Below are 21336 nucleotides of genomic sequence, written 5' to 3' on the forward strand. Positions count from 1 at the left end.
TACTATGCAGCAGATTAAGCAACTCATCGGTACCCTGAAGCGCTGTTTGAAGCAGCGGGGTTTTACTTATAAATCTCTGGCGGAGCGCCTTGACCTGAGTGAGGCAAGCATTAAAAGATGTTTTGCACAGGAAGCCTTTACTCTGGAGAGACTGGCACAAATTTGCGATGTGATGGACCTGACCCTCAGTGAACTGTTCCAACTCAGCGAACGGGAACAGCCCGCCCTGTCCCAGTTAACTGAAGAACAGGAAAAAGAGTTACTGGCTAACCCGAAGCTTTTGCTTATGGCCGTGCTGGTAAGGGACGGATGGCAGTTTGACGATATCACCGGGCATTATGCGATAGACCCTTTGGAAGGTGTCAGGCTGCTGGCAAAGCTCGATAAACTCAGGCTGATAGAACTTTTACCCGGCAACCGCTACCGTCTGCGAATTGGCCAGAATTTCCGCTGGATCCCGGGAGGACCGTTAGCACAGTTTATGGAACAGGAAGTTATGGTGAAGTTCATGGCGCCGAAGCGGGGTGAACCCTGGCTGTTCAGGTTATACATCCGTGGCCGCTATTCAGAGGAATCCATCCGGATCATTGAAAAGCGCCTGAAGCAACTGTCAACGGAAGCGGCAGAATTAAACGATGCTGACTCATCTTTACCGGTTTCAGAACGAACGCATATTGGTATGTTGCTGGCGATGCGTCCCTGGGAACCCTCCCTGTTTGAAAAGATGCGCAGAGAGCAAAGCGAAGCGCAGCAGCAATAAATCGACCCGATGCTCACAATTTGCGCAAACGGACGGTTTGTGGCGATTCGCAGGCAGATATACGCCGCTTTCCCGATGACAGTTTCCGGAGGGTAAGGTATTCTTTATTTACCTCCCTGTTTGTTTCTCAAAGGATTTCCGTGGCAGAAGCACTCGAAAGCAAATCAGCACAAAGCCAGCTATGGGCTCTTAATGCGGCGTTAAATGACGGCCGTTTTGTTTCTGTGCGCAAAATGCTGCATGAGCTGCCACCCAGCGATGTTGCCCTGATTCTTGAGTCCAGCCCGACCCGAACCCGTGATGAACTTTGGGACCTCATAGACGGCGATTTTCACGGCGATATCTTAGAAGAACTGTCAGAAGATGTACGTAACGGTATTATCAGCAAGATGGTACCCGAAAAGGTTGTTGATGCCCTTGAAGAAATGGACACCGATGACCTGGCGGAAACTTTAAGCAGTCTGCCGGATGAAGTATTGCAGGACATTCTGCAGTCCATGGATACTCAGGACAGACACCGGGCAGAACAGGCACTGTCTTACGGTGAAGAAACCGCCGGTTTTATCATGAACACCGACACCATTACGTTGCGTCCTGACGTAACTGTTGATGTGGTATTGCGCTATCTCAGACTGAAAGGGGATCTACCGGAAAACACGGATACATTTTACGTGGTCAACCGCACGGATAATCTGGTTGGCATTGTGCCGGTAGCACGCCTGCTGACTGCGGATCCCGACGATAAAGTGTCAGAGGTGATGGATGATGATCCCGAAGCGATCCCTGTTAATATGCCTGATGGTGAGGTTGCCAGTCTGTTTGAACGTTACAACTGGTTGTCAGCCCCTGTTGTGGACGAAAAAAACCGCCTTGCCGGTCGTATTACCATTGATGACGTGGTCGACATTATCCGCGAGGATGCGGAGCACTCGATGATGAGTATGGCCGGTCTGGATGATGAAGAAGATACTTTCGCGCCGGTGTTACAATCTACCCAGCGCCGCTCCGTATGGCTGGCTGTGAATCTGGTCACCGCCCTCCTTGCCGCAGCGGTCAGCGACTTATTTGAAGCAACACTGAGCCAGATGGCCGTGCTTGCTATCCTGAATACCATCGTTCCCAGCATGGGTGGTGTAGCCGGTAATCAGACACTCACTCTGGTTATCCGTGGTATGGCACTGGGCCATGTCAATGGCAGCAACGCAAAGTGGCTGGTTAATAAAGAGCTGGCAATCGGCCTGTTAAACGGCGTGATGTGGGCAGTACTTATTGCTTCTGTAATAGGTCTGTGGAAGCAGGATCTTATGCTTGGCCTCGTTATCGCCTTCGCCATGCTCGTCAATATGATTGCCGCTGCGCTATCCGGTGCAACCTTACCCATGATCATGAAACGTCTGAAAATCGACCCTGCCCTGGCCGGCAGCGTTATTCTGACAACCATTACCGATGTAGTGGGTATCTTTGCCTTCCTGGGAACTGCGTCACTGCTTTTAACCTGAGCATATTCACGCCCCGGCAGCCACGTCTTAAAATGTGGCTGCCGGATATCTGTCAGCCGGCACATGATGCAGCCGGCGACTACTTACCGGCGGCCGGGGCGTAAAGCGGTATCCCACTCCCCTGACGGTTTCCAGCATAGCAGCCACGCTCTTATCTGCAGCCAGCTTACTTCGGAGCCGGTTAATGTGTGACACCACGGTATGTTCGTAGCAGTCGAGCTGATGACCCCACACTGTTTCCAGTAGCTGATTACGGCTGAATACCTGATTGGGATGACGGACAAAATGCGTAAGCAACATAAATTCCGTAGCGGTAAGCGGCAGAGTACTTTCGCCGATCCTTGCCTGATGGGATCTGATGTCCAGAGATAACCTGCCAGACTGCAAAAGATGGCAACCCGGCGTAGTTTCCTCATGTCCAGGACGATAGCGGCGAAGCTGCACTTTCACTCTTGCCTGTAAAACCCTGTCGTGGCACGACAACATCACCACATCGTCGGCGCCGAGTTCCAGCGCGAGGATATGGTCAGTTTCACTTTGAGATGCGGTAACAATAATGACAGGCAGCAGAGGGTATTGCCGGCGTATTTGACGGCAGACGTCCAGTCCGCAGCGGCCGGGCAATACAATATCCAGAACCACCAGACTAAACTGATTTGCCGCGATTGCCTCACAGGGGTCGCTAAGCGTTGTCACACACTGGTGTCCCAGTGCCTCCAGACACTTGCGGATCCGCTGTGACTGAGCCTGATCATGCTGAGTTAACAAAATCATCTTCCCTCCGGCTGTTTTCATATGCAATGACTCGCATAGAAACAGACCGGAGGTGCCTGTATTTTATTCCATCCGGGTGATAATTAATTTCATCACCGGATTGTCAAAACGGTGTTCTGAACCGAGAACAGAGTCTGTCAGTCCACCCTCTGCACTGACAACGCCGCCATGAAATGTGACAGCATCAAGGGCCTCTCTGCCGTCGCTGACACCTTCCCCGCCATCTGCCGGACCAGGTATAGTGCCCGCCGACTCCGTATTTTCTTCTGTACCCGCATCGTAGACATGGGGAAACATGGTAAGCGTGTCATTTGTCACCAGCGCAGATAAATCCAACCCGGTTATTCCTGTGAATCCGTCATTGGTATTTACCAGCATAGTGACCACACTCAACAAAGCAGAATCACTGGCTTCCATGGTAAGCATAAAGGTTTCGCTGCTTCCGGGCATCAATGGCTCAGTACCGGCTTCTGCAACCAGCGTCTCGTCCTGTGCTGTCAGTGCACTGCTGTCTCCTCCTTCAGCAAGCATGGCTAGCCCGTCCGATGCAGCGCTGCCGGTTTGCCACAGAGTCACAGAGTCACTGGCAATCACCGCGACCGGCGAGAATGGTTGTGCAGCTGTCAGATTGGTTACGGTTATTTCATAAGTCCGCATTTCAGGTGCCGGGGGTTCAACGATGGTTTCATCATCGTCATCTGAACACGCCGCCAGGGTGAATAAAGCGACGGTCAGTGCGCTGAGGCGAATTATCCGTTGATTCATCATATCCACTCCTATTCACTTACCGTAACAACCACTCTGGCTACGGGATTGAGCCAGCGCTGTACCGTGTTTTGAACATCACTCATACCACCGCTGAGCATATCGTCTCCCAGATTGCCGGGATGGATATGAACGGTCGCATTGGTGATAGTGGCATTCACCCCGGTGCCGTCCGTACCGACTAACGCTTCCAGAGGAGGAGGAACCGGCATACCTGCTTCACCGGGTACGCCGCTCCCGCGAACTTCATCATTGGCCTCGGTACCGGCATCATAGGCATTTAAGTAAATCATGTAGGTGCCGGGAGTTTCCGGTATGGTCCAGCTGTCTAAACCGACAAAGCCATCATTGGTGGGCAACAACATGGCTACCAGACTCAGTTGGGTATTGCCGTCAGTGGTGGTCAGCATGGCAGATGTGGTCATTGCCGGCATAAGTAATCCGCCAGCGGGATTACTGACCATATCAGCAGATGCTCCGGCAGCCATTGTTTCCAGCCCTGAGATATCACCGCCTTCCGCCATAGCCTGCAATTCTGTGCTTGCTGTTTCACCGGTCACGAACAGATGGGTGTCGCTACTGTGTGCTGCTATGAATAAAGGTGTGAATGCGATACCCCGGGTGAGGTTTTCCAATGATATTTCTACTTCAGCGGCGCTTAAAGTAAATGCCGGCAGGGTGGCCATGCAGAGGGTTGTGTAGCGAAGGGTTCTGTTTGCCATGATAAAGCTCTCTGTTGTTGTATGGAGCATTTATCCTGGCGCAGGATCCTCCCGGTTTGCTCACGGCCAGATCACAACAGCAGCACTTTTAAGAAACAGTATTAAACAGAATTAAAAAATCCGGCGCGCAGGCCGGATTTTTTTATTTAATGATTTTCAGCGTAGGTTTGCCTTTCTTCGGCGGCACCGGTGCGTTCTCAGAATCGCCATCGGTAACGTCGGAAGACGGTCCGTTCAGCGTGTCAGTATCGTCACCGCTCAACTGTTCAGGCGCCTGCATTTCATCTTCAACAGCAAAAACAGTTCCTGCGCCATTCTCACGGGCATAGATTGCCAGTACAGCATGACAAGGCATATAGATCTGGCGGGGTTGCCCACCAAAACGAGCCTGAAACGAAATAGCGTCCAGATCCAGCGAGAAGTTAACGCACGCAGAGGGAGAAACATTAAGCACGATCTGGCCGTCTTTAATGAATTCCTGCGGAACATCAACACGCTCCACCGTGGCATCTACTACAATGTAGGGCGTTAACTGGTTGTCTACAATCCATTCGTAAAATGCACGCAGCAAATACGGCTGATTGGATGTCATTTTACTCATAACGGATTATGAATTTCGCGTTCCTGATCAGTCAGAGAAGCTTTGAAAGAACTGCGTGAGAAAATGCGGTTCATGTATGCATTCACTTCTTTACTGCCATTACCGGTCAGGGTGATCCCCAACGCAGGTAAGCGCCACAACAGCGGTGCCAGGTAGCAATCAACCAGGCTGAACTCTTCACTCATGAAGAATGGCATTTCAGCAAAAATAGGACCTAATGAAAGTAACGCTTCACGTAATTCGTTACGGGCAGCTTCTACATCACCTTCATTACGGAAAATACGTGCAGCCAGAGAATACCAGTCCTGTTCGATACGGTGCATCATCAGGCGGCTCTGACCACGGGAAACAGGGTATACCGGCATCAATGGAGGATGAGGGAAACGCTCATCTAAGTATTCCATGATGATATGGGATTTATATAACACTAACTCTCTGTCAACGAGGGTTGGCACAGTACCGTAGGGGTTCAGATCAATCAGATCCTCAGGCAGGTTAGTTGGATCAGTGTAGCTAATTTCAACACCCACACCTTTTTCCGCCAAAACAATACGAACCTGGTGACTATATATGTCAATAGTATCTGAGAACAACGTCATGATTGAACGCTTATTCGCGGCTACGGCCATTCATTTTCCTCCGTCGAGAGTGTTACCTTGCCCGGCCGTATTGCGACCAGAAACAAATGCTAAAAAAGGGGGCGGAATGCCCCCTTGCGTATTATACACAAATTAACAGAAATTAGTGCACTTCCTTCCAGTATTCTTTCTTCAGTAAGAAAACGAAGATGAACAGCACAATAATGAACACCAGTACCCACTTTCCGATAGCTTCGGATTGCAGGCGGAACGGTTCGCCACTGTATGCAAGGAAGTTAACCAGGTCGGCAATCGCCTGATCATACTCTTCTGTGCTCAGCGCACCGTCACCATCGGTTTTAATACCCACAAACTGCTCTTTCATTTCACCGTCAACCATGGTTTCTTCATGGGTTAAACGGGGTGTGCCCTGAAGCGGCTGAAGGACATGTGGCATACCTACATCTTTGAATACCACATTGTTCACACCAAACGGACGGCTTTCATCAACATAAAAGCTGCGCAGGTAAGTATAAATCCAGTCGGAGCCTCTCACGCGGTTCACCAGCGTCAGGTCAGGCGGCGCCGCACCAAACCAGGTAGCTGCAGCTTCTTCAGGCATTGAGCGGGTGATGTAATCCGTCACCTTCTCACCGGTAAATTGCAGGTTTTCCTGACCAATCTCATCAGGAATACCTAAATCGGTGAAGGTACGCTGATAGCGCTGGTATTGCATAGAGTGGCAACCCAGGCAGTAATTCATAAAGATTTTGGCACCGCGCTGTAACGACGCTTTATCGGTTAAATCAACTGGCGCTTTGTCCAGATGGACATTTCCGCTGGCAGCCATCGCCATACCCGGTACGAGTAATGCCAGTAACAACATTAGTTTTCTCATTTCGGGATCCTCGCTGGTACAGGCTTCGTCGTTTCATTTTTACTGTATAAGAACAGTGCCACGAAGAAACCAAAATACAACACGGTAGCCACCTGAGAAGCAATGATTTTCCAGTTTTCCTGTGGTGTACCGCCCAGGTAACCCAGGAATACGAATACCGCAGCGAAAAGCAGCAAGTTGACTTTGTGCAGGCCACAGCGGTAACGCCATGACTTCACCCGTCCACGGTCAAGCCACGGCAGTGCAAACAGGGCCGCGATGGCACCAAACATAGCAATAACACCAAACAGCTTATCCGGTACCGCTTTGAGGATGGCGTAGAAAGGTGTGAAGTACCACACAGGGAAAATATGCTCCGGCGTCTTCAACGGGTTAGCAATTTCAAAGTTTGGATGTTCAAGGAACTTACCCCCCATTTCCGGCGCAAAGAACATGATGTAACAGAATACGAAAAGGAAGATACTGAACGCCACTAAATCCTTAAGCACGATGTGCGGGAAGAAGGGCACCACATCATCAGCGATGTCGTATTTACTGGTGTAGTACTCGTGGATTTCGTATTTCGTCTTTTCACTTTCAGGCAGAGAACCCTTCTTGTGTTTGATGGCCACGCCGTCAGGGTTATTAGAGCCCACTTCGTGCAATGCAATGATATGCAGGAACACAAGAATGACGATAACCAGTGGCAGGGCGATAACGTGCAGGGCAAAGAAGCGGTTCAGCGTAGCACCGGAAATAACATAATCGCCCTGAATCCAGATGACCAGGTCAGGACCAATCACCGGAATCGCACCGAACAGAGACACGATAACCTGTGCTCCCCAGTATGACATTTGTCCCCAGGGAAGTACGTAGCCCATAAAGGCTTCAGCCATTAACGCGAGGTAGATAAACATACCGAAAACCCACAGCAACTCCCGGGGTTTCTGATAGGAGCCGTAAATCATGCCGCGGAACATGTGCATATACACCACAATAAAGAACGCAGACGCGCCGGTACTGTGCATATAACGGATGATCCAGCCGAAATCGACTTCTCGCATGATGTACTCGACAGAGAAGAAAGCCCCTTCCGCCGTCGGGTTAAAGTTCATGGTTAACCAGATACCGGTTACGATTTGGTTGACGAGCACGATGGTGGCCAGAAAACCAAATACGTACCAGAAGTTCATATTACGGGGGGCGGGATATTGAATGGCGTGCATATTTGCCACACGCATCATCGGGATACGCTCTTCAATCCAGTTTAAAAAAGCATTCATGATTAAACTGCCTCCGCTTCTGAACCAATGATAACGGTGGTGTCGTTAACATACTGATAAGGCGGAACCACCAGGTTAAGTGGTGCAGGTACGCCCTGAAATACACGACCGGCCATATCAAATTTGGAACCGTGACAAGGACAGAAAAATCCGCTGGGTACACCTTCTACCGCTTCTTCGAAAGCACCGTCTTTCAAGTATTGCGGAGAGCAGCCAAGGTGAGTACAGATACCTACCAGAATGAGGTATTCCTCTTTCAGAGAACGGTAACGGTTTTTAGCAAATGCAGGTTGCTGCTCTGTTTCAGACTCAGGGTCGCGAAGACTGTCTTCATGAGTAGCCAGCTCTTCCAGCACTTCCGGGGTACGGCGTACAATCCAGACCGGTTTGCTTCGCCACATAACACGAATTAACTGTCCCGGCTCAATCGCACTGATGTCTACCTCAACATCTGCGCCGGCGGCTTTGGCTTTCGCACTCGGGTTCCAGGAAGTAACAAAAGGTACCGCTGCACCTGCAACACCAACAGCACCAACCACCGAAGTTGCTACCGTTAGAAAACGGCGGCGGGTGTTGTCCGGTTGGCTTCCGTTGAGTGCAGAGTCTTTTGCATCTACTGATACGTTACTCATCCACAATTCTCCAGATTTGGATTTTGATACCGGAGCAACTTTTTAACATTAAAGTTACGTACCGGTATCAGTCGGCCTGTCTTGATTTGCACTGTCAGCGCCCGTCTGCTGTGAGCGTCACGATGCTTTATAATTATTTCGACCAAAGATGATAAGTGAAAAGCCCTTATTGTTACAAGGTTTTATCAACGATTAAAAAACGATAACCTGCGCTTAATCAAAGACCTTTTAAAAATTTAATGATTCCTGTCCTGTTATTATCATTGTAGTGACATGATGTATGGTGATTGTCACACAATGATGAAACCCGAACGGATTGCCGTTCAATTTCAATAATAAGCCGGAACAGGAGTCAAATCTTCAGCCGGACTTCAGTATAGTCTATCAGTTCCGGAAAACCGTTTTTCCGGCGGGAATTTAATAATAATTAAACCTTAGCCCCGAAATGCACAATTAACCGGTTAATTAAAGCAAGGAGCGTCACTAATATCATGAGAACACTCAGTAAAATTCTCTGGGTTACCCTGCCCTTTTGCACATACTTCACTTTTGCTGCGCAAGATGACACAACGTTTGTTAAAAACGCCATTGCTGATCATCAATCTCAAATGGAGAACATTTCAGACTCGTTGTGGAACTGGGCCGAAGTTGGCTATAAAGAAACACAAAGCTCAGCATTAATGCAGACTGTCCTCCGTGAGCACGGCTTTAACGTTGAAGCCGGTGTGGCTGGTATGCCTACCGCTTTCGTAGCCACCTGGGGTCGCGATGGTCCGGTCATCAGCATGCTGGCAGAAATGGATGCTCTGCCCGGACTGTCTCAACAGGCGATTCCTGAGAAAAAACCACAAAGCGGCATGCACAACGGTCATGCCTGCGGCCACCACCTGTTTGCCGGTGGTTCGGTGGGAGCTGCGCTGGTTGTAAAGGACTGGCTGGAAGCCACCGGTACCGCTGGCCAAATCCGCGTGTATGGTACGCCTGCGGAAGAAGGTGGTTCCGGAAAGGTGTATATGGCACGTGAAGGTTTGTTTGATGCTGTAGATGTGGCACTTCACTGGCATCCGGGAGACGGAAACTCTGCCGAAGCTTCTTCCACTCTTGCCAACAAGAGTGCAAAGTTCCGCTTCCGTGGTATTGCGGCTCACGCTGCGGCTGCGCCGGAACGGGGTCGCTCCGCGCTGGATGCAGTAGAAGCAATGAATATGATGGTGAACATGATGCGTGAACATGTACCTGACCGCACCCGCATCCACTACGTGATCACAAATGGTGGTGCCGCTCCGAACATCGTGCCCGATTTTGCTGAAGTCTATTACTATGTGCGCTCCCCCGAACCTGAAGTGGTGCTGTCTTTATGGGAACGTCTGGAGAAAATAGCAGAAGCCGCAGCACTGGGAACGGAAACAGAAATGGAAGAGGAAGTCGTTGGCGGCACATGGAACATTCTGCCTAATCTGACGCTGGCCCGCCAGATGGATAACAGTATGCACGCATTCGGCGGGATCAGTTACAGCGCTGAAGAAGAGAACTTCGCAGATAAAATTCGTCCGTCACTGGGTAAACCGGCCATGAAAGCGAAAGGCCAGCAAAGTGAGGTTGCTGAGTTTTCAGAGGATATCCCAGTCTGGTCTGCATCAACAGATGTGGGTGATGTAAGCTGGCAGGTACCTACAGCCGGATTGCGTGCAGCAACCTGGGTTCCGGGTACACCACCCCACAGCTGGCAGGCGGTTGCTGCCGGAGGCATGTCCATCGGTAAGAAAGGTATGACGCTTGCGGCCAGCACACTGGCTCTCACTGCGATAAAATTATTCGAACAACCTGCGGTCATTGAAGAAGCAAAAGCAGAATTCGACCGTCGTGCATCAGACGTGGAATATGAAGCTCTGCTGGGTGATCGTAAGCCGGCGCTGAATTACCGCGATTAGCGCGACTAATCAGAGTATTTCCGGTGTTTCAGCGTGCAGCAGAAACACCGGACAAAATTGTCAGTAAATAAAATACAGGCATAAAAAAACCCGGTCGATGACCGGGATTTTGATAACAGTAGTAAGCGAATTAACGCTTGGAGAACTGTGGCTTCTTACGTGCTTTGTGCAGACCAACTTTCTTACGTTCAACGCGACGAGCGTCACGAGTAACAAAGCCAGCTTTGCGCAGTGCAGGACGTAACGCTTCATCATACTCCATCAGAGCACGAGTCAAACCGTGACGAATTGCACCAGCCTGACCGTTTGAACCGCCACCTTTTACAGTAACGTAAACGTCAAACTTCTCAGTCATTTCTACCAGCTCAAGAGGCTGACGAACAACCATGCACTCAGTCTCACGACCAAAGTACGTATCCAGCGCGCGTTGGTTAACTACGATGCTGCCTGTACCCGGACGCAGGAACACACGAGCAGTAGAACTTTTGCGGCGGCCTGTGCCGTAGTATTGAGTATCTGCCATGTCAAATGCTCCTTAGATGTCCAAAACTTGTGGTTGCTGAGCTGCGTGCTTGTGTTCTGCACCAGCGTAAACTTTCATTTTACGGAACATTTCACGACCCAGAGGGCCTTTTGGTAACATTCCTTTAACTGCTTTCTCAATAACCATTTCTGGCTTGTGAGCGATCAGCTTTTCAAAGTTTGTCTCTTTCAGACCACCAGGGTAACCAGTGTGCGCGTAGTACATTTTGCCCTTCGCTTTATTACCGGTTACAGTCACTTTCTCTGCATTGATAACAACGATGTAATCGCCAGTATCAACGTGAGGAGTGTACTCAGCTTTATGCTTACCACGCAGACGGCGTGCAATTTCAGTCGCAAGACGACCTAAAGTTTTGTCAGTGGCATCTACCACGTACCAGTCACGTTGTACCGTTTCTGGTTTAGCAACAAAAGTTTTCATTTCAAAATCACCCGAAAAATTCTTCGTTACAGATTACCGGAACAGCCGGAAATCTAATTAAAATCAATGACCGGACCCCTTCGAGCCCATTGATTCTTCCACCTTCCCAAAGGTGGGTGTAACTGGGCAGGGCGCGAATTATACAGGATTTGAATAAAAAGCGAACCCCTGACGGGAAATTTCTGACAATTAAATAAAAAATTGGCATTGCTCAATTATTAAGCTAGATTAAATAGTGTTTACGCACACATCCGGCAGACAACAAACTTTGCTTATAAAAATACGATATATCTGCCAGAGGCTGCTTCTGTGCATTACTCTACTGTGCTCTTTCATGTGCAGCGCTCCCGCGTTGTCTCAAACTTATACCTTTACTCAATCCTTCGCCGGCCCGACCTACGGCGTGTACCATATAGATGTGCTGCGCGCGGCACTGCGCGTCACTGAAAAAGACTACGGTGCTGTGACCCTTGAGAGACATCCTTTCCCCATGCCGCAGGGGCGACAAATTCTCACGCTGCTTCGGGGTGAAAGCGACATCATGTGGAGTGTGACCACTGATGAACTTGAACAACAACTACTGCCGGTAAGGTTCCCTTTACTGCAAGGGTTAGGCGGTCACCGTATTTTCGTAATCAATAAAAATAAGCAAAATGCCTTTGGCCCGGGACAGACCCTTGATGGTATTAAGTTGATGACATCGGTTCAGGGGAGTGACTGGCCGGACACCAAAATTTTGCAGTATCACGATTTTACAGTTGCCAGTATCAGTTGGAGTGACTGGTACACCACCATGTACCGCAGTCTCGAAGAAGGGATCATCGATTATTTTCCCCGTAATGTGGTGGAGGTATACAGAGATTTGTCCTATCACAACAGCGATAAGCTGACTATCGAGCAGAATCATCTGATCATTTACCCCAGCTACGAATATTTTTTTGTCGCCCCCCATGCGCCCGAATTACAACAAAGATTGCAGGACGGACTGACAAGGCTGTTGAAATCCGGAGAACTGGCGACAATATTTAACCGCTATCCTGAGCACCGCAAAGCATGGGACATGGTAAAAAAGGGGAAGCGGGTTGTGCATCTGCTGGAATCAAATGTGTTGTCATACTCTTTTGAAAACCCCGACTGGATTGAAGCACCTTATGAGTTACTTAACGAGATCTCTGCTTTGCAAGCTCAGCCGCTTTAGCTTTTACCCAAAACGCTTCTAAAGACGGTAAGTCGTAATCCCCTAACGCCCGGCCTTCTTCATTGGCCAGCGCAACCACGTGTTCGAACCTCTGGCGGAATTTTTCACTGGCTTCACGCAGCGCCTGATCGGCATCAATATCCATATGGCGGGCTAAATTGACGATGGCGAACAAAGCATCGCCAATTTCTTCCTGAAGCCGGACTTTGTCCACCGGGCTTGCATCCAGTTCCTGCTGAACTTCATCGACTTCTTCTTTTATTTTATCCAGCACCGGCTGTGTTTCATGCCAGTCAAAGCCCACGTCCCGACAGCGCTGCTGCAAGGCCTGCGCATATTTTAGCGCAGGCAATGCGGGATCGGTGGCTTTGAAGAACGCCTCAGCGTTACCGTTAACCGGTTTTACGTTTGACATCAACCACACCTTTTAACTGCAACAGCCGGGTCATCACTTTTGATAAAACCTGACGGTCCGGCACTTCTACCGAAATAGAAATCATCGCCGTCTGGCGGGTTTTATCACTCAGACTGTTAACACCAAGCAGTGCCACACTCTCGTTTGCCAGTACAGTAGTGATATCTCTGAGCAGACCGGTCCTGTCTGAACAGAAAATATCGATACCGGTTTCAAAACCCACATTTAACTGTGTCGACCAGCTGACTTCGATTTGCCTTTCAGGATGTTGTTCTAACAAATGCTGCAACTGATCGCAGTTTTCTTTGTGCACACTGACACCCCGGCCCTGCGTGATATAACCCATAATGGATTCACCGGGTACAGGTTTACAGCAGTTCGCCAGCTGACTCATCAGGTGACCAACCCCTTCAATGACTACCGTATCCTGCTTGCCTTTAGAGCCGGCATTCTTGCGGGTTTTCACCTTCGGACTGATTTCCGGCTCTTCTGCCGGCTCCGGCTCCAGCAGATGCTGAATATGATTCACCACCGTCATCACACGGATGTCACCCACACCGATGGCGGCGTAGAGATCGTCCACGTGCTGGAGATTGTACTTCTCACACGCTTCGGCAGGAACTTTCACCGGCAAGTGGGCACGGGATAATTCCCGTTCCAGCATTTCCTTTCCGGCCAGCAGGTTTTTCTCTTTATCCTGCTTTTTAAAGAACGAGTGAATAGTCGCTCTGGCTCTGGATGAGTGCACATAGCCAAGCCCGGGATGCATCCAGTCACGGCTCGGGTTGAGCTCTTTACCGGTATGAATTTCTACCTGGTCTCCGCTTTGCAACTGGTAGGTAAATGGCACAATACGCCCGTTTACTTTAGCGCCGATACACCGGTGACCGACGTTACTGTGAATGTAATAGGCAAAATCCAGCGGCGTTGCGCCCTGTGGCAGGTCGACAACATCCCCTTTAGGGGTAAACACATACACACGGTCATCGAATACCTGACTACGTAATTCTTCGACCAGGTCGCCGCTCTCCGCCACTTCTTCCTGCCAGGCAAGAATGCGGCGCAGCCAGTTAATGCGTTCATCGTAACCGGATGCCTTTCCGGTAGACCCTTCTTTATATTTCCAGTGGGCTGCCACACCCAGTTCTGCATCCTGATGCATTTGCTGAGTACGGATTTGAATTTCAACGGGCTTGCCTTCCGGCCCCACAATGACCGTATGGATAGACTGGTATCCATTCGGTTTTGGTGTGGCGATATAGTCGTCAAACTCTTTGGGAATATGTTTATAGTTTGCGTGAACGGTACCCAATGCGGCATAACAATCCTGCAACCGTTCAGCAATGATGCGTACCGCACGAATATCAAAAAGCTGCTCAAAAGTAAGGTGCTTTTTCTGCATCTTTTTCCAGATGCTGTAGATATGCTTAGGGCGGCCGTAGACTTCCGCTTTGATGTGCTCGTTATCCACCAGTGCCTGTAAGTCAAACACGACATTCTGAATGTAGGTTGCCCGCTCCTTGCGCTTACCATCGAGCTGTTGAGCAATATCTTTATAAGTTTTCGGATGCAGGTAGCGGAAAGCCAGGTCTTCCAGCTCCCACTTTAACTGACCGATACCCAGACGGTTTGCCAGCGGCGCATAAATCGTCGCACACTCTCTGGCAACCAGCACCCGGGTCTCTTCGTCGGCTTTTTTAACCTGTTGCAGTGCACAAATCCGTTCAGCCATCTTAATTACCACGGCGCGGACATCTTCCACCATAGCAAGTAACATCCGGCGGATGCTGTCGATATGTTGTTCGTCAGGAACAGACAGGGAAGATTCGTTCCGGCGGCGGCTGTGCAGAGTTTTGATAGCGTCCATGCGGCGGACACCATTGATCAGATCGCTGATCTCTTCACCAAATTCCGCCAGCACGTCAGTATCGGTGAGATTATGCTTTTCACAATACGGGTACACCAGTGCCGCCTGCAGCGTGGCATCATCCATGTTCAGCTGATGCAGAATTTCCACCATTTCCTGCCCGACCAGCAGACGGTCAGGCATATGGGACACTGCTTTTAATTTTTCTTTTGTAGTATCACTTAACGACAGACTATTTAACCAGGCTTCAAATGAGGGTCTGTCAGGCTCATGTACTTTTCGTGTTGATACCATAAAACATCAACTCGCTTATGCTTTGTTCTTGTGGTCCGTTAATAACATCATGACTTCCAGATGTCGGGTATGGGGAAACATTTCAATGAGCCCCACGCGCTCGATTGCATACCCGGACGCCAGAAGGCACTGCGCATCTCTTGTCAGAGTACCCGGATTGCAAGAAACATACAAAATTGATTTTACCCGTTGTCGTGTCAGGATTTCACATACGGCATACGCGCCTTCCCGCGAGGGATCCAGCAACAGTTTATCAACACCGCCGCTCAGAGCCTGAGCTACCACCTGTTCATCAGACAAATCCAGATGTAACCAGTTCACATTGTCTACGCCCTGTTTTGACGCATTTTCTTTAGCCCGCTGCACCATTTCAGCCACGCCCTCAACGGCCTGCACCTGTGCTCCCCGTTTTGCCAGCGACAGGGAAAAGTTACCCAGCCCGCTGAACCAGTCGGCAATTTTTTCACCGGGCTGCGGATTCAACCACTCCATGGCCTGTGCCACCATCATAGCGTTAACCGGCCCGTTTACCTGAACAAAATCATCTGCCGCCGGAGACAAACTCAATCCGGGTTCTGTGGTGCAATACAGCTCCGCTTCTTTATGCAATGTAAGCGTGCCTTCCTGTCCTTCCACGGTCATGTTTACTTTATGCTCAACAGCAAATGCTATCAGTGCATCGCCGAATGCCGGGGACATGGGTTTAGTCAGCCGCACAGAAACAGCATTCACATTATCGCCGGCAAGTAAGGTGACATGGCCCACATGTTTACGGGCAGAGTGACCCGACAGAAGTGCTTTTAAAGGCGCGATCAGCGCAGATAATCCGGGTTGCAGTACAGGGCACAGGTCAACATCCACCACCTGCTTACCCTGCTCTTCCCGGTAACCTAACTTAAACTGTTTGTCATTTCGTGCGTCTGTGGCGAGCCGGGCCTTCCGGCGATAACCTCGACGTTCTCCGGTAACCGCTGCGGTCCAGGGAATGTGATCTAACCCAAACTGTAATTTCCACCAGCTATCCAGCGCTTCCTGACGATATGTGAGTGCCGCACCGGCATCTGCATGTTGCAACTGGCAACCGCCACATCGATCAGCGAGGTCGCAAAAGGGTGTTACCCGATGAGGACTGGACGTGAGGATTTTTTTTACCGACGCTCTTGCGAAGCGCTTTTGTTGTTGTGTAACCAGCACATCAACTTTTTCGCCGGGCAGCGCACCATCTACAAACAGTACTGGTTTGCTGTCGTTACACACACCTTGTCCAGTCATGTCCCAACGTTGAACGGTGACTGTTTTACCGGTTTGTGTTTTTTTCGACGACTTTGCCGGCTTATAGAAACTGACCATAATTATGATTCTAAAATAACAGTAGCAGTAGCGTAATGCTGCTCATCAGAAATGGAGACATGACTGCGAACAACGCCCTTTTCTTTACAGCGTTTTGCAAATTCATCACTAAAGGTCAGAAAAGGGGCGCCGGACTCATTGTTACTCACACAGATATGATGCCAGCTGATCCCCCGGCCAATCCCCGTGCCCAATGCTTTGACCGCTGCCTCTTTCACCGCGAACCGCTTAGCCAGATATCTTGCCGGTTCAGGGCTCGCTCCGAAGATAACCATTTCCTGCTCAGTAAGTACACGGCTGGCTATCCGCGCTGAACGGGACAGAGCGTCTTCTATACGGGCAATTTCGACAATGTCCGTGCCCATTCCCACAATGGCCATGCTCAGCCTGCTTTTCCTGCACGGGTTTCCTGCATCAGCGCACGCATATCAGCGACGGCTTTTGCCAGACCATCAAACGCCGCACGGGCAATAATGGCGTGACCGATATTCAGCTCAATGATTTCAGGAATGGCGGCGACAGGCTTCACGTTATGGTAGTGCAGGCCGTGACCGGCGTTAACTTTCAGGCCTTTTTTAGCGGCATAGTGAATACCTTTTTTAAGCCGTGCCAGTTCCACTTCCTGTTCACGCTCATTTTTTGCTTCAGCATACTGACCGGTGTGAATTTCGATATAAGGCGCACCACATTCAATGGCCGCATCAATTTGCTTCTCATCTGCATCAATAAACAGGGAAACCTGAATACCCGCTTCACCCAGCACGGTACAAGCGTTTTTCACTGCCTCAAAATTACCGGCGACATCCAGACCACCTTCTGTGGTCAGCTCTTCACGCTTTTCCGGCACCAGACAGCAAAAAGCAGGCTGTGTTTTCAACGCTATCTGCAGCATTTCGTCTGTCACTGCCATTTCCAGATTCAGACGGGTGTTGATCGTTTGTGCCAATAAATCCACGTCACGATCTTTAATATGACGGCGATCTTCCCGTAAATGCACAGTGATCCCATCGGCGCCTGCCCGCTCTGCCACATCAGCGGCATGTACAGGATCGGGATAATTCGTACCCCGTGCGTTTCGCAGCGTGGCAATATGGTCAATGTTAACGCCCAGTAAGATGTCGTTCATGGATAGATAACCCTGGCAATAAAGTGTGAAGATTGTAGCAAAGAAGTTCCCCGCTGACTCAGGAAAATAGGCGTCAGCCACCGCTTAAGCGCGAAATAATTCTCTGCTTTTTAACGGTTTACCGCCCAGCAATTGATGCAGTGCCTGGCGGTTGATCAGTTTCGCAGCCCGTCGCGACAACGCAGTCCATTCACCGTTTCCTAATTCGATAAGCGCCGTTCCCGGCAACCGGTGTTTATGTCCGGGCTGATGACAGGCCACAAACCCCTGTTCCGGCGAATACAAATACCAGCCATCAGGTTCAATGGCTTCACCGCTCAGCCCGTCAGTAAACCAGTCCGCGAGCATACCCATTTCTTCTAACAGAGAAAACTCAAACTCACGTAATGTTTTTTCAATATCAGGTTGAACGATAAGGGAATTCAGGGCGTGCTCATATTGTGCATACACTGTATCACTGGCGAGGCCAGCCGGCATGATACGGTTAAGTATTTCATTTAAATACATGGCACAAAACAAATCGTTCCCTGCCAGCATGGGCACCGGCCCGCCACTTTCAATTTGTCTGAGGTTTTTAAGATCGGTTTTTCCGCTGAGCTGGATGCGCACTTTACGGAAGGGTTGCAACAGGCTTTTACGCTCATTCTTGCTGCTTCTCACGCCTTTCGCTACCGCGCTGACCTTACCGGTTTGCAAGGAAAAGAAATCGACAATATAAGACGTTTCCCGGTACGGACGGCGGTGGAGCACATAAGCATCTGACCAGTCTGGCTGACTCATCTGTGGGTTAACTCCGCTTGATCCGGACCACTTTCATTGTTTCAAAAGGGATACCCGCCACTTCCTCCTGCTGACGGTAATAGGTCAGGTTGACCCTGGCCCCTTTGAGTGACTGATACTGTTGTTTACGCCGGAAAATAAAGGGTACGTCCACGCCTTCGAGCATCAACGTATGACGCACCCACTCGCCTTCTTCACGCTGAACGTGAGACACGACTTTACAGTTTTCACTGTGGGTCAGCGCCTGGTGCTTCTCTGTGAGTGCTTTACCGTCATTCACCGGGTACGATCTCTTCAATAAGCAGTTGAACTGATTCCCGTCCCCGGAAGGTGTTTATATCGAGCTGATACACCACCTGTGCGCGCAAGATCCCGGCATTTGGCCATACTGTGGTGTCTATACCAAATGCAATGCCGTCTACTTCTTCGCCGTTTGCCTTACGGAATACCAGCTTAAGGTGATTTTTGTTTTCGCCTACCATGCGTTGATCAACAATATCCAGCACACCGTCAAATTTAGGGGCATCAAAGCCCTGACCGAACGGACCGGCCTGACGCAGGGCATGGGCCAGGCTTAAATCTATTTCGTCAGCAGCCAGCTCACCATCAGACAGTATTTTTCTTTCGCAATCAATATTAGCCAGATGACGCAGGGTGACATGATGAAACGCCTTTTCAAACTGAGCCAGCGCATCTGTTGCCAGGCTTAAACCCGCCGCCATAGCATGGCCGCCAAACTTGTCGATCACACCCGGCCAGCCGGTATTCACTTCATCGAGAATATCACGGATATGCAAACCGGGAATGGAGCGCGCAGAGCCTTTAATGGTGTTGTCGTCCTGGTTGGCAAAGACAATAACCGGCCGGTGATGCTTTTCTTTTAAGCGCCCGGCCACAATGCCAATGACGCCCTGATGGAAATGGGGCTGGTACATCACCAGTGCAGGAGGCAGGTCCTCGCCCACAGAAACAGAAGCCAGTGCCGCTTCGGCCTCTTCTTTCATTTCGGTTTCTATGGCCCGCCGTTGTAGATTCAGACGGTCGAGCTCTGCTGCCATATGGCGTGCCTGCAACGGATCATCGCAAAGTAAACACTCTATTCCCAGCGCCATATCGTCCAGCCGTCCTGCTGCGTTCAGCCTGGGCCCGATAACAAATCCCAGATCGGTACTGGTGAGGTAAGCCAGCGGCTTATTGCGGTTAGCAATTTCGAACAGAGCCTGAATGCCCGGCCGGCAATGTCCGCTGCGAATGCGTTGCAGGCCCTGATACACCAGAACACGGTTGTTCTTATCCAGCGCAACAACATCGGCAACGGTGCCTACTGCAACGATATCCAGAAGCGTCGCCAGGTTAGGCGGCTGTTTGCCTTCAAACCAGCCTTGTTGCTGTAACGCTGCCCGTAAAGACAGCATCAGATAAAAGGCTACACCAACGCCGGCCAGATTCTTTGAAGGAAATTCACAGCCCGGCTGGTTGGGATTCACAATCGCATCGGCATCAGGCAGCGTGTTTCCCGGCAAATGATGGTCCGTCACGATAACAGTGAGTCCCAGCGCTTTCGCCCTCTTCACACCGGCAAGGCAGGCAATACCATTATCAACGGTTAGTAAGATATCGGTACCCTGCTCATACGCGACATCAACAATCTGCTCACTGAGGCCGTAGCCGAAGTCAAACCGGTTAGGCACAAGATAGTTCACCTGCTGCAAGCCTAACTGGCGCAGCGCCAGTACACAAACAGCGGTGGAAGTTGCACCGTCGGCATCGAAGTCACCGATAATTGTGACCCGCTTTTGCATTTTGATAGCATCAACCAGGCAAGCCGACGCAGCGTCGATGCCTTTAAGCAGGTTGTAATGGGAGAGTTGTTTTACGGCGTTATCCAGCTCGTCAATATTCCGGATAGCGCGGCCGCGGTACACCCTGTCAAGTACAGGGTGCAGTTGTGTACTCAAACGGGAGTCAGAGCAAAGCTCCCGTCTCACAATGGGTAACGACATATTATTCAGTTTGTGCGATTTCTTGGATCAGGACGTCTGCAGGCTTATAACCCGGCAACATGGTACCGTTGTCAAAAATGATGGCAGGCGTACCACGGATCCCCAGTTTACGGCCGGCAACAAATTGTTCGGCGACAGTGTTATCGCAATCTTCTTTTGCAAAGGTCGGGTTAGCAATTGATTTCGCACGGGTCAACGCTTCCTGCGGATTCTTTGCGCACCAGATAGAAACCATGTTTTCATAGTTTTCTGTACCCAGTCCGGCACGGGGCCAGGCAAGATAACGTACAGTGATACCGGCCTCATTTAACTCATCTACTTCACGGTGTAACTTCTTACAATAGCCGCAGGTGTAGTCGGTAAACACTGTCATCACGTGTTTTTCGTTTTCAGCTTTAAATTCGATGCCCTGATCAGCGAACGGTGCAATGGCATCAAGACGAACCTGACCCAGCGCAACTTCGGTAAGATCTTTCATACCCGCGTTCACATCGTACATGTGACCGAACATCATATAATCTGCGTTTTCTGTTACGTAAAACACCTGATTCGCCGCAGTCACTTCCAGCAAACCATCGACAGGAGAATTTGCAATCGCTTCAGGTTCCACACCCACAATGCTTTTTACTTTATCGTTGACCGCCTGCTCTGCACTGCTGTTTACAGTCGCCGCAGGCTGACTTGCCGCCTTTCCGGTGGATTCAGATGATGCATCAGATTCTGCCGAGCACCCTGTTGAAAGCACAATACCTAACGCAACCATTACGGCATAACGAATATTTTTCACAAAAACTCCCGGAACGCAGGCCAGTCGCCCGCATGTGTAAATACGTAAACAGATTCTTATGCAATACTATCACAATCTCACCACGGCAAAAGTTATCTGAAAGTCCGTGATCATTCTTTCACCGCAGAAA

23 protein-coding genes are annotated in these 21336 nt (G+C 50.1%); 4 read left to right on the plus strand and 19 right to left on the minus strand.

The genetic code is table 11. The features are described 5' to 3' along the window. Window positions 1-4: 4 nt before the first annotated feature. Window positions 5-760 carry a helix-turn-helix domain-containing protein gene (locus ACXAGC_RS14380; protein ID WP_474844926.1) on the plus strand — a complete coding sequence of 252 codons (756 nt, stop codon included), beginning with the start codon at window positions 5-7 and terminating at the stop codon, window positions 758-760. 140 nt (window positions 761-900) lie between these two features. After that, a complete protein-coding gene (gene mgtE, locus ACXAGC_RS14385) occupies window positions 901-2259 on the plus strand; it encodes a magnesium transporter (RefSeq protein WP_303573685.1) in 1359 nt (452 codons plus the stop codon). Between the two features lie 27 nt (window positions 2260-2286). Here mgtE and ACXAGC_RS14390 read toward each other — a convergent pair whose 3' ends face one another. The 8 genes from ACXAGC_RS14390 to petA all read right to left on the minus strand — a co-directional run bounded on the left by ACXAGC_RS14390 (window position 2287) and on the right by petA (window position 8491). Beyond that, on the minus strand, window positions 2287-3033 hold the full coding sequence (locus ACXAGC_RS14390; protein WP_474844927.1) for a response regulator transcription factor: 747 nt from the start codon (window positions 3031-3033) through the stop codon (window positions 2287-2289). A 63-nt stretch (window positions 3034-3096) separates the two neighbouring features. Further along, window positions 3097-3801, minus strand: a complete 705-nt coding sequence (locus tag ACXAGC_RS14395) for a spondin domain-containing protein (RefSeq protein ID WP_474844928.1) — start codon at window positions 3799-3801, stop codon at window positions 3097-3099. Window positions 3802-3809: 8 nt separating this feature from the next. Next, window positions 3810-4484, minus strand: coding sequence for a spondin domain-containing protein (locus ACXAGC_RS14400; protein ID WP_474845354.1), 675 nt, complete (start codon window positions 4482-4484; stop codon window positions 3810-3812). A gap of 178 nt (window positions 4485-4662) precedes the next feature. Then, window positions 4663-5121, minus strand: a complete 459-nt coding sequence (locus ACXAGC_RS14405; RefSeq protein WP_474844929.1) for a ClpXP protease specificity-enhancing factor — start codon at window positions 5119-5121, stop codon at window positions 4663-4665. Continuing rightward, a complete protein-coding gene (sspA, locus tag ACXAGC_RS14410; protein WP_119500171.1) occupies window positions 5118-5750 on the minus strand; it encodes a stringent starvation protein SspA in 633 nt (210 codons plus the stop codon). The genes ACXAGC_RS14405 and sspA overlap by 4 nt, the downstream gene beginning before the upstream one ends. Before the next feature lie 112 nt (window positions 5751-5862). Beyond that, window positions 5863-6597, minus strand: a complete 735-nt coding sequence (locus tag ACXAGC_RS14415) for a cytochrome c1 (protein ID WP_474844930.1) — start codon at window positions 6595-6597, stop codon at window positions 5863-5865. Further along, window positions 6594-7859, minus strand: coding sequence for a cytochrome b (locus ACXAGC_RS14420; protein ID WP_119500169.1), 1266 nt, complete (start codon window positions 7857-7859; stop codon window positions 6594-6596). Before ACXAGC_RS14420 ends, ACXAGC_RS14415 begins: the two co-directional genes overlap by 4 nt. Window positions 7860-7861: 2 nt before the next feature. After that, window positions 7862-8491, minus strand: a complete 630-nt coding sequence (gene petA, locus ACXAGC_RS14425; RefSeq protein WP_119500168.1) for a ubiquinol-cytochrome c reductase iron-sulfur subunit — start codon at window positions 8489-8491, stop codon at window positions 7862-7864. A 491-nt stretch (window positions 8492-8982) separates the two neighbouring features. Here petA and ACXAGC_RS14430 point away from each other — a divergent pair, with 491 nt between their 5' ends. Continuing rightward, complete coding sequence (locus ACXAGC_RS14430) at window positions 8983-10422, plus strand: amidohydrolase (protein ID WP_474844931.1); 1440 nt, start codon at window positions 8983-8985, stop codon at window positions 10420-10422. Window positions 10423-10552: 130 nt separating this feature from the next. Here ACXAGC_RS14430 and rpsI read toward each other — a convergent pair whose 3' ends face one another. Beyond that, entirely contained in the window at window positions 10553-10945 is a 393-nt protein-coding gene (gene rpsI, locus ACXAGC_RS14435; protein ID WP_119500166.1) for a 30S ribosomal protein S9, read from the minus strand. A 12-nt stretch (window positions 10946-10957) separates the two neighbouring features. After that, a complete protein-coding gene (gene rplM / locus ACXAGC_RS14440) occupies window positions 10958-11386 on the minus strand; it encodes a 50S ribosomal protein L13 (protein WP_070123948.1) in 429 nt (142 codons plus the stop codon). 334 nt (window positions 11387-11720) lie between these two features. Between rplM and ACXAGC_RS14445 the strand changes: the two genes are divergently transcribed. Beyond that, complete coding sequence (locus ACXAGC_RS14445; protein ID WP_474844932.1) at window positions 11721-12584, plus strand: hypothetical protein; 864 nt, start codon at window positions 11721-11723, stop codon at window positions 12582-12584. On the opposite strand, the gene ACXAGC_RS14450 is transcribed toward ACXAGC_RS14445, so the two are convergent. The 9 genes from ACXAGC_RS14450 to ACXAGC_RS14490 all read right to left on the minus strand — a co-directional run bounded on the left by ACXAGC_RS14450 (window position 12547) and on the right by ACXAGC_RS14490 (window position 21206). Next, complete coding sequence (locus ACXAGC_RS14450) at window positions 12547-12999, minus strand: MazG nucleotide pyrophosphohydrolase domain-containing protein (protein ID WP_474844933.1); 453 nt, start codon at window positions 12997-12999, stop codon at window positions 12547-12549. The two genes, ACXAGC_RS14445 and ACXAGC_RS14450, sit on opposite strands and share 38 nt — an antisense overlap. After that, entirely contained in the window at window positions 12977-15160 is a 2184-nt protein-coding gene (relA, locus tag ACXAGC_RS14455) for a GTP diphosphokinase (RefSeq protein WP_474844934.1), read from the minus strand. Before relA ends, ACXAGC_RS14450 begins: the two co-directional genes overlap by 23 nt. A 15-nt stretch (window positions 15161-15175) precedes the next feature. After that, a complete protein-coding gene (gene rlmD, locus ACXAGC_RS14460) occupies window positions 15176-16510 on the minus strand; it encodes a 23S rRNA (uracil(1939)-C(5))-methyltransferase RlmD (RefSeq protein WP_474844935.1) in 1335 nt (444 codons plus the stop codon). A 2-nt stretch (window positions 16511-16512) separates the two neighbouring features. Next, window positions 16513-16890, minus strand: a complete 378-nt coding sequence (acpS, locus tag ACXAGC_RS14465) for a holo-ACP synthase (RefSeq protein ID WP_474844936.1) — start codon at window positions 16888-16890, stop codon at window positions 16513-16515. Window positions 16891-16892: 2 nt separating this feature from the next. Beyond that, a complete protein-coding gene (gene pdxJ / locus ACXAGC_RS14470; RefSeq protein WP_474844937.1) occupies window positions 16893-17636 on the minus strand; it encodes a pyridoxine 5'-phosphate synthase in 744 nt (247 codons plus the stop codon). An 84-nt stretch (window positions 17637-17720) separates the two neighbouring features. Then, window positions 17721-18416 carry a DNA repair protein RecO gene (gene recO, locus ACXAGC_RS14475; RefSeq protein ID WP_474844938.1) on the minus strand — a complete coding sequence of 232 codons (696 nt, stop codon included), beginning with the start codon at window positions 18414-18416 and terminating at the stop codon, window positions 17721-17723. A gap of 7 nt (window positions 18417-18423) precedes the next feature. Further along, on the minus strand, window positions 18424-18696 hold the full coding sequence (locus ACXAGC_RS14480) for a hypothetical protein (protein WP_474844939.1): 273 nt from the start codon (window positions 18694-18696) through the stop codon (window positions 18424-18426). Beyond that, window positions 18689-20419, minus strand: coding sequence for a single-stranded-DNA-specific exonuclease RecJ (gene recJ / locus ACXAGC_RS14485; protein ID WP_474844940.1), 1731 nt, complete (start codon window positions 20417-20419; stop codon window positions 18689-18691). The genes ACXAGC_RS14480 and recJ overlap by 8 nt, the downstream gene beginning before the upstream one ends. Before the next feature lies 1 nt (window position 20420). Then, complete coding sequence (locus ACXAGC_RS14490; protein ID WP_119500156.1) at window positions 20421-21206, minus strand: DsbC family protein; 786 nt, start codon at window positions 21204-21206, stop codon at window positions 20421-20423. Between the last annotated feature and the right edge of the window lie 130 nt (window positions 21207-21336).

It is taken from the genome of Alteromonas sp. AWJ4_197 (assembly GCF_056160285.1).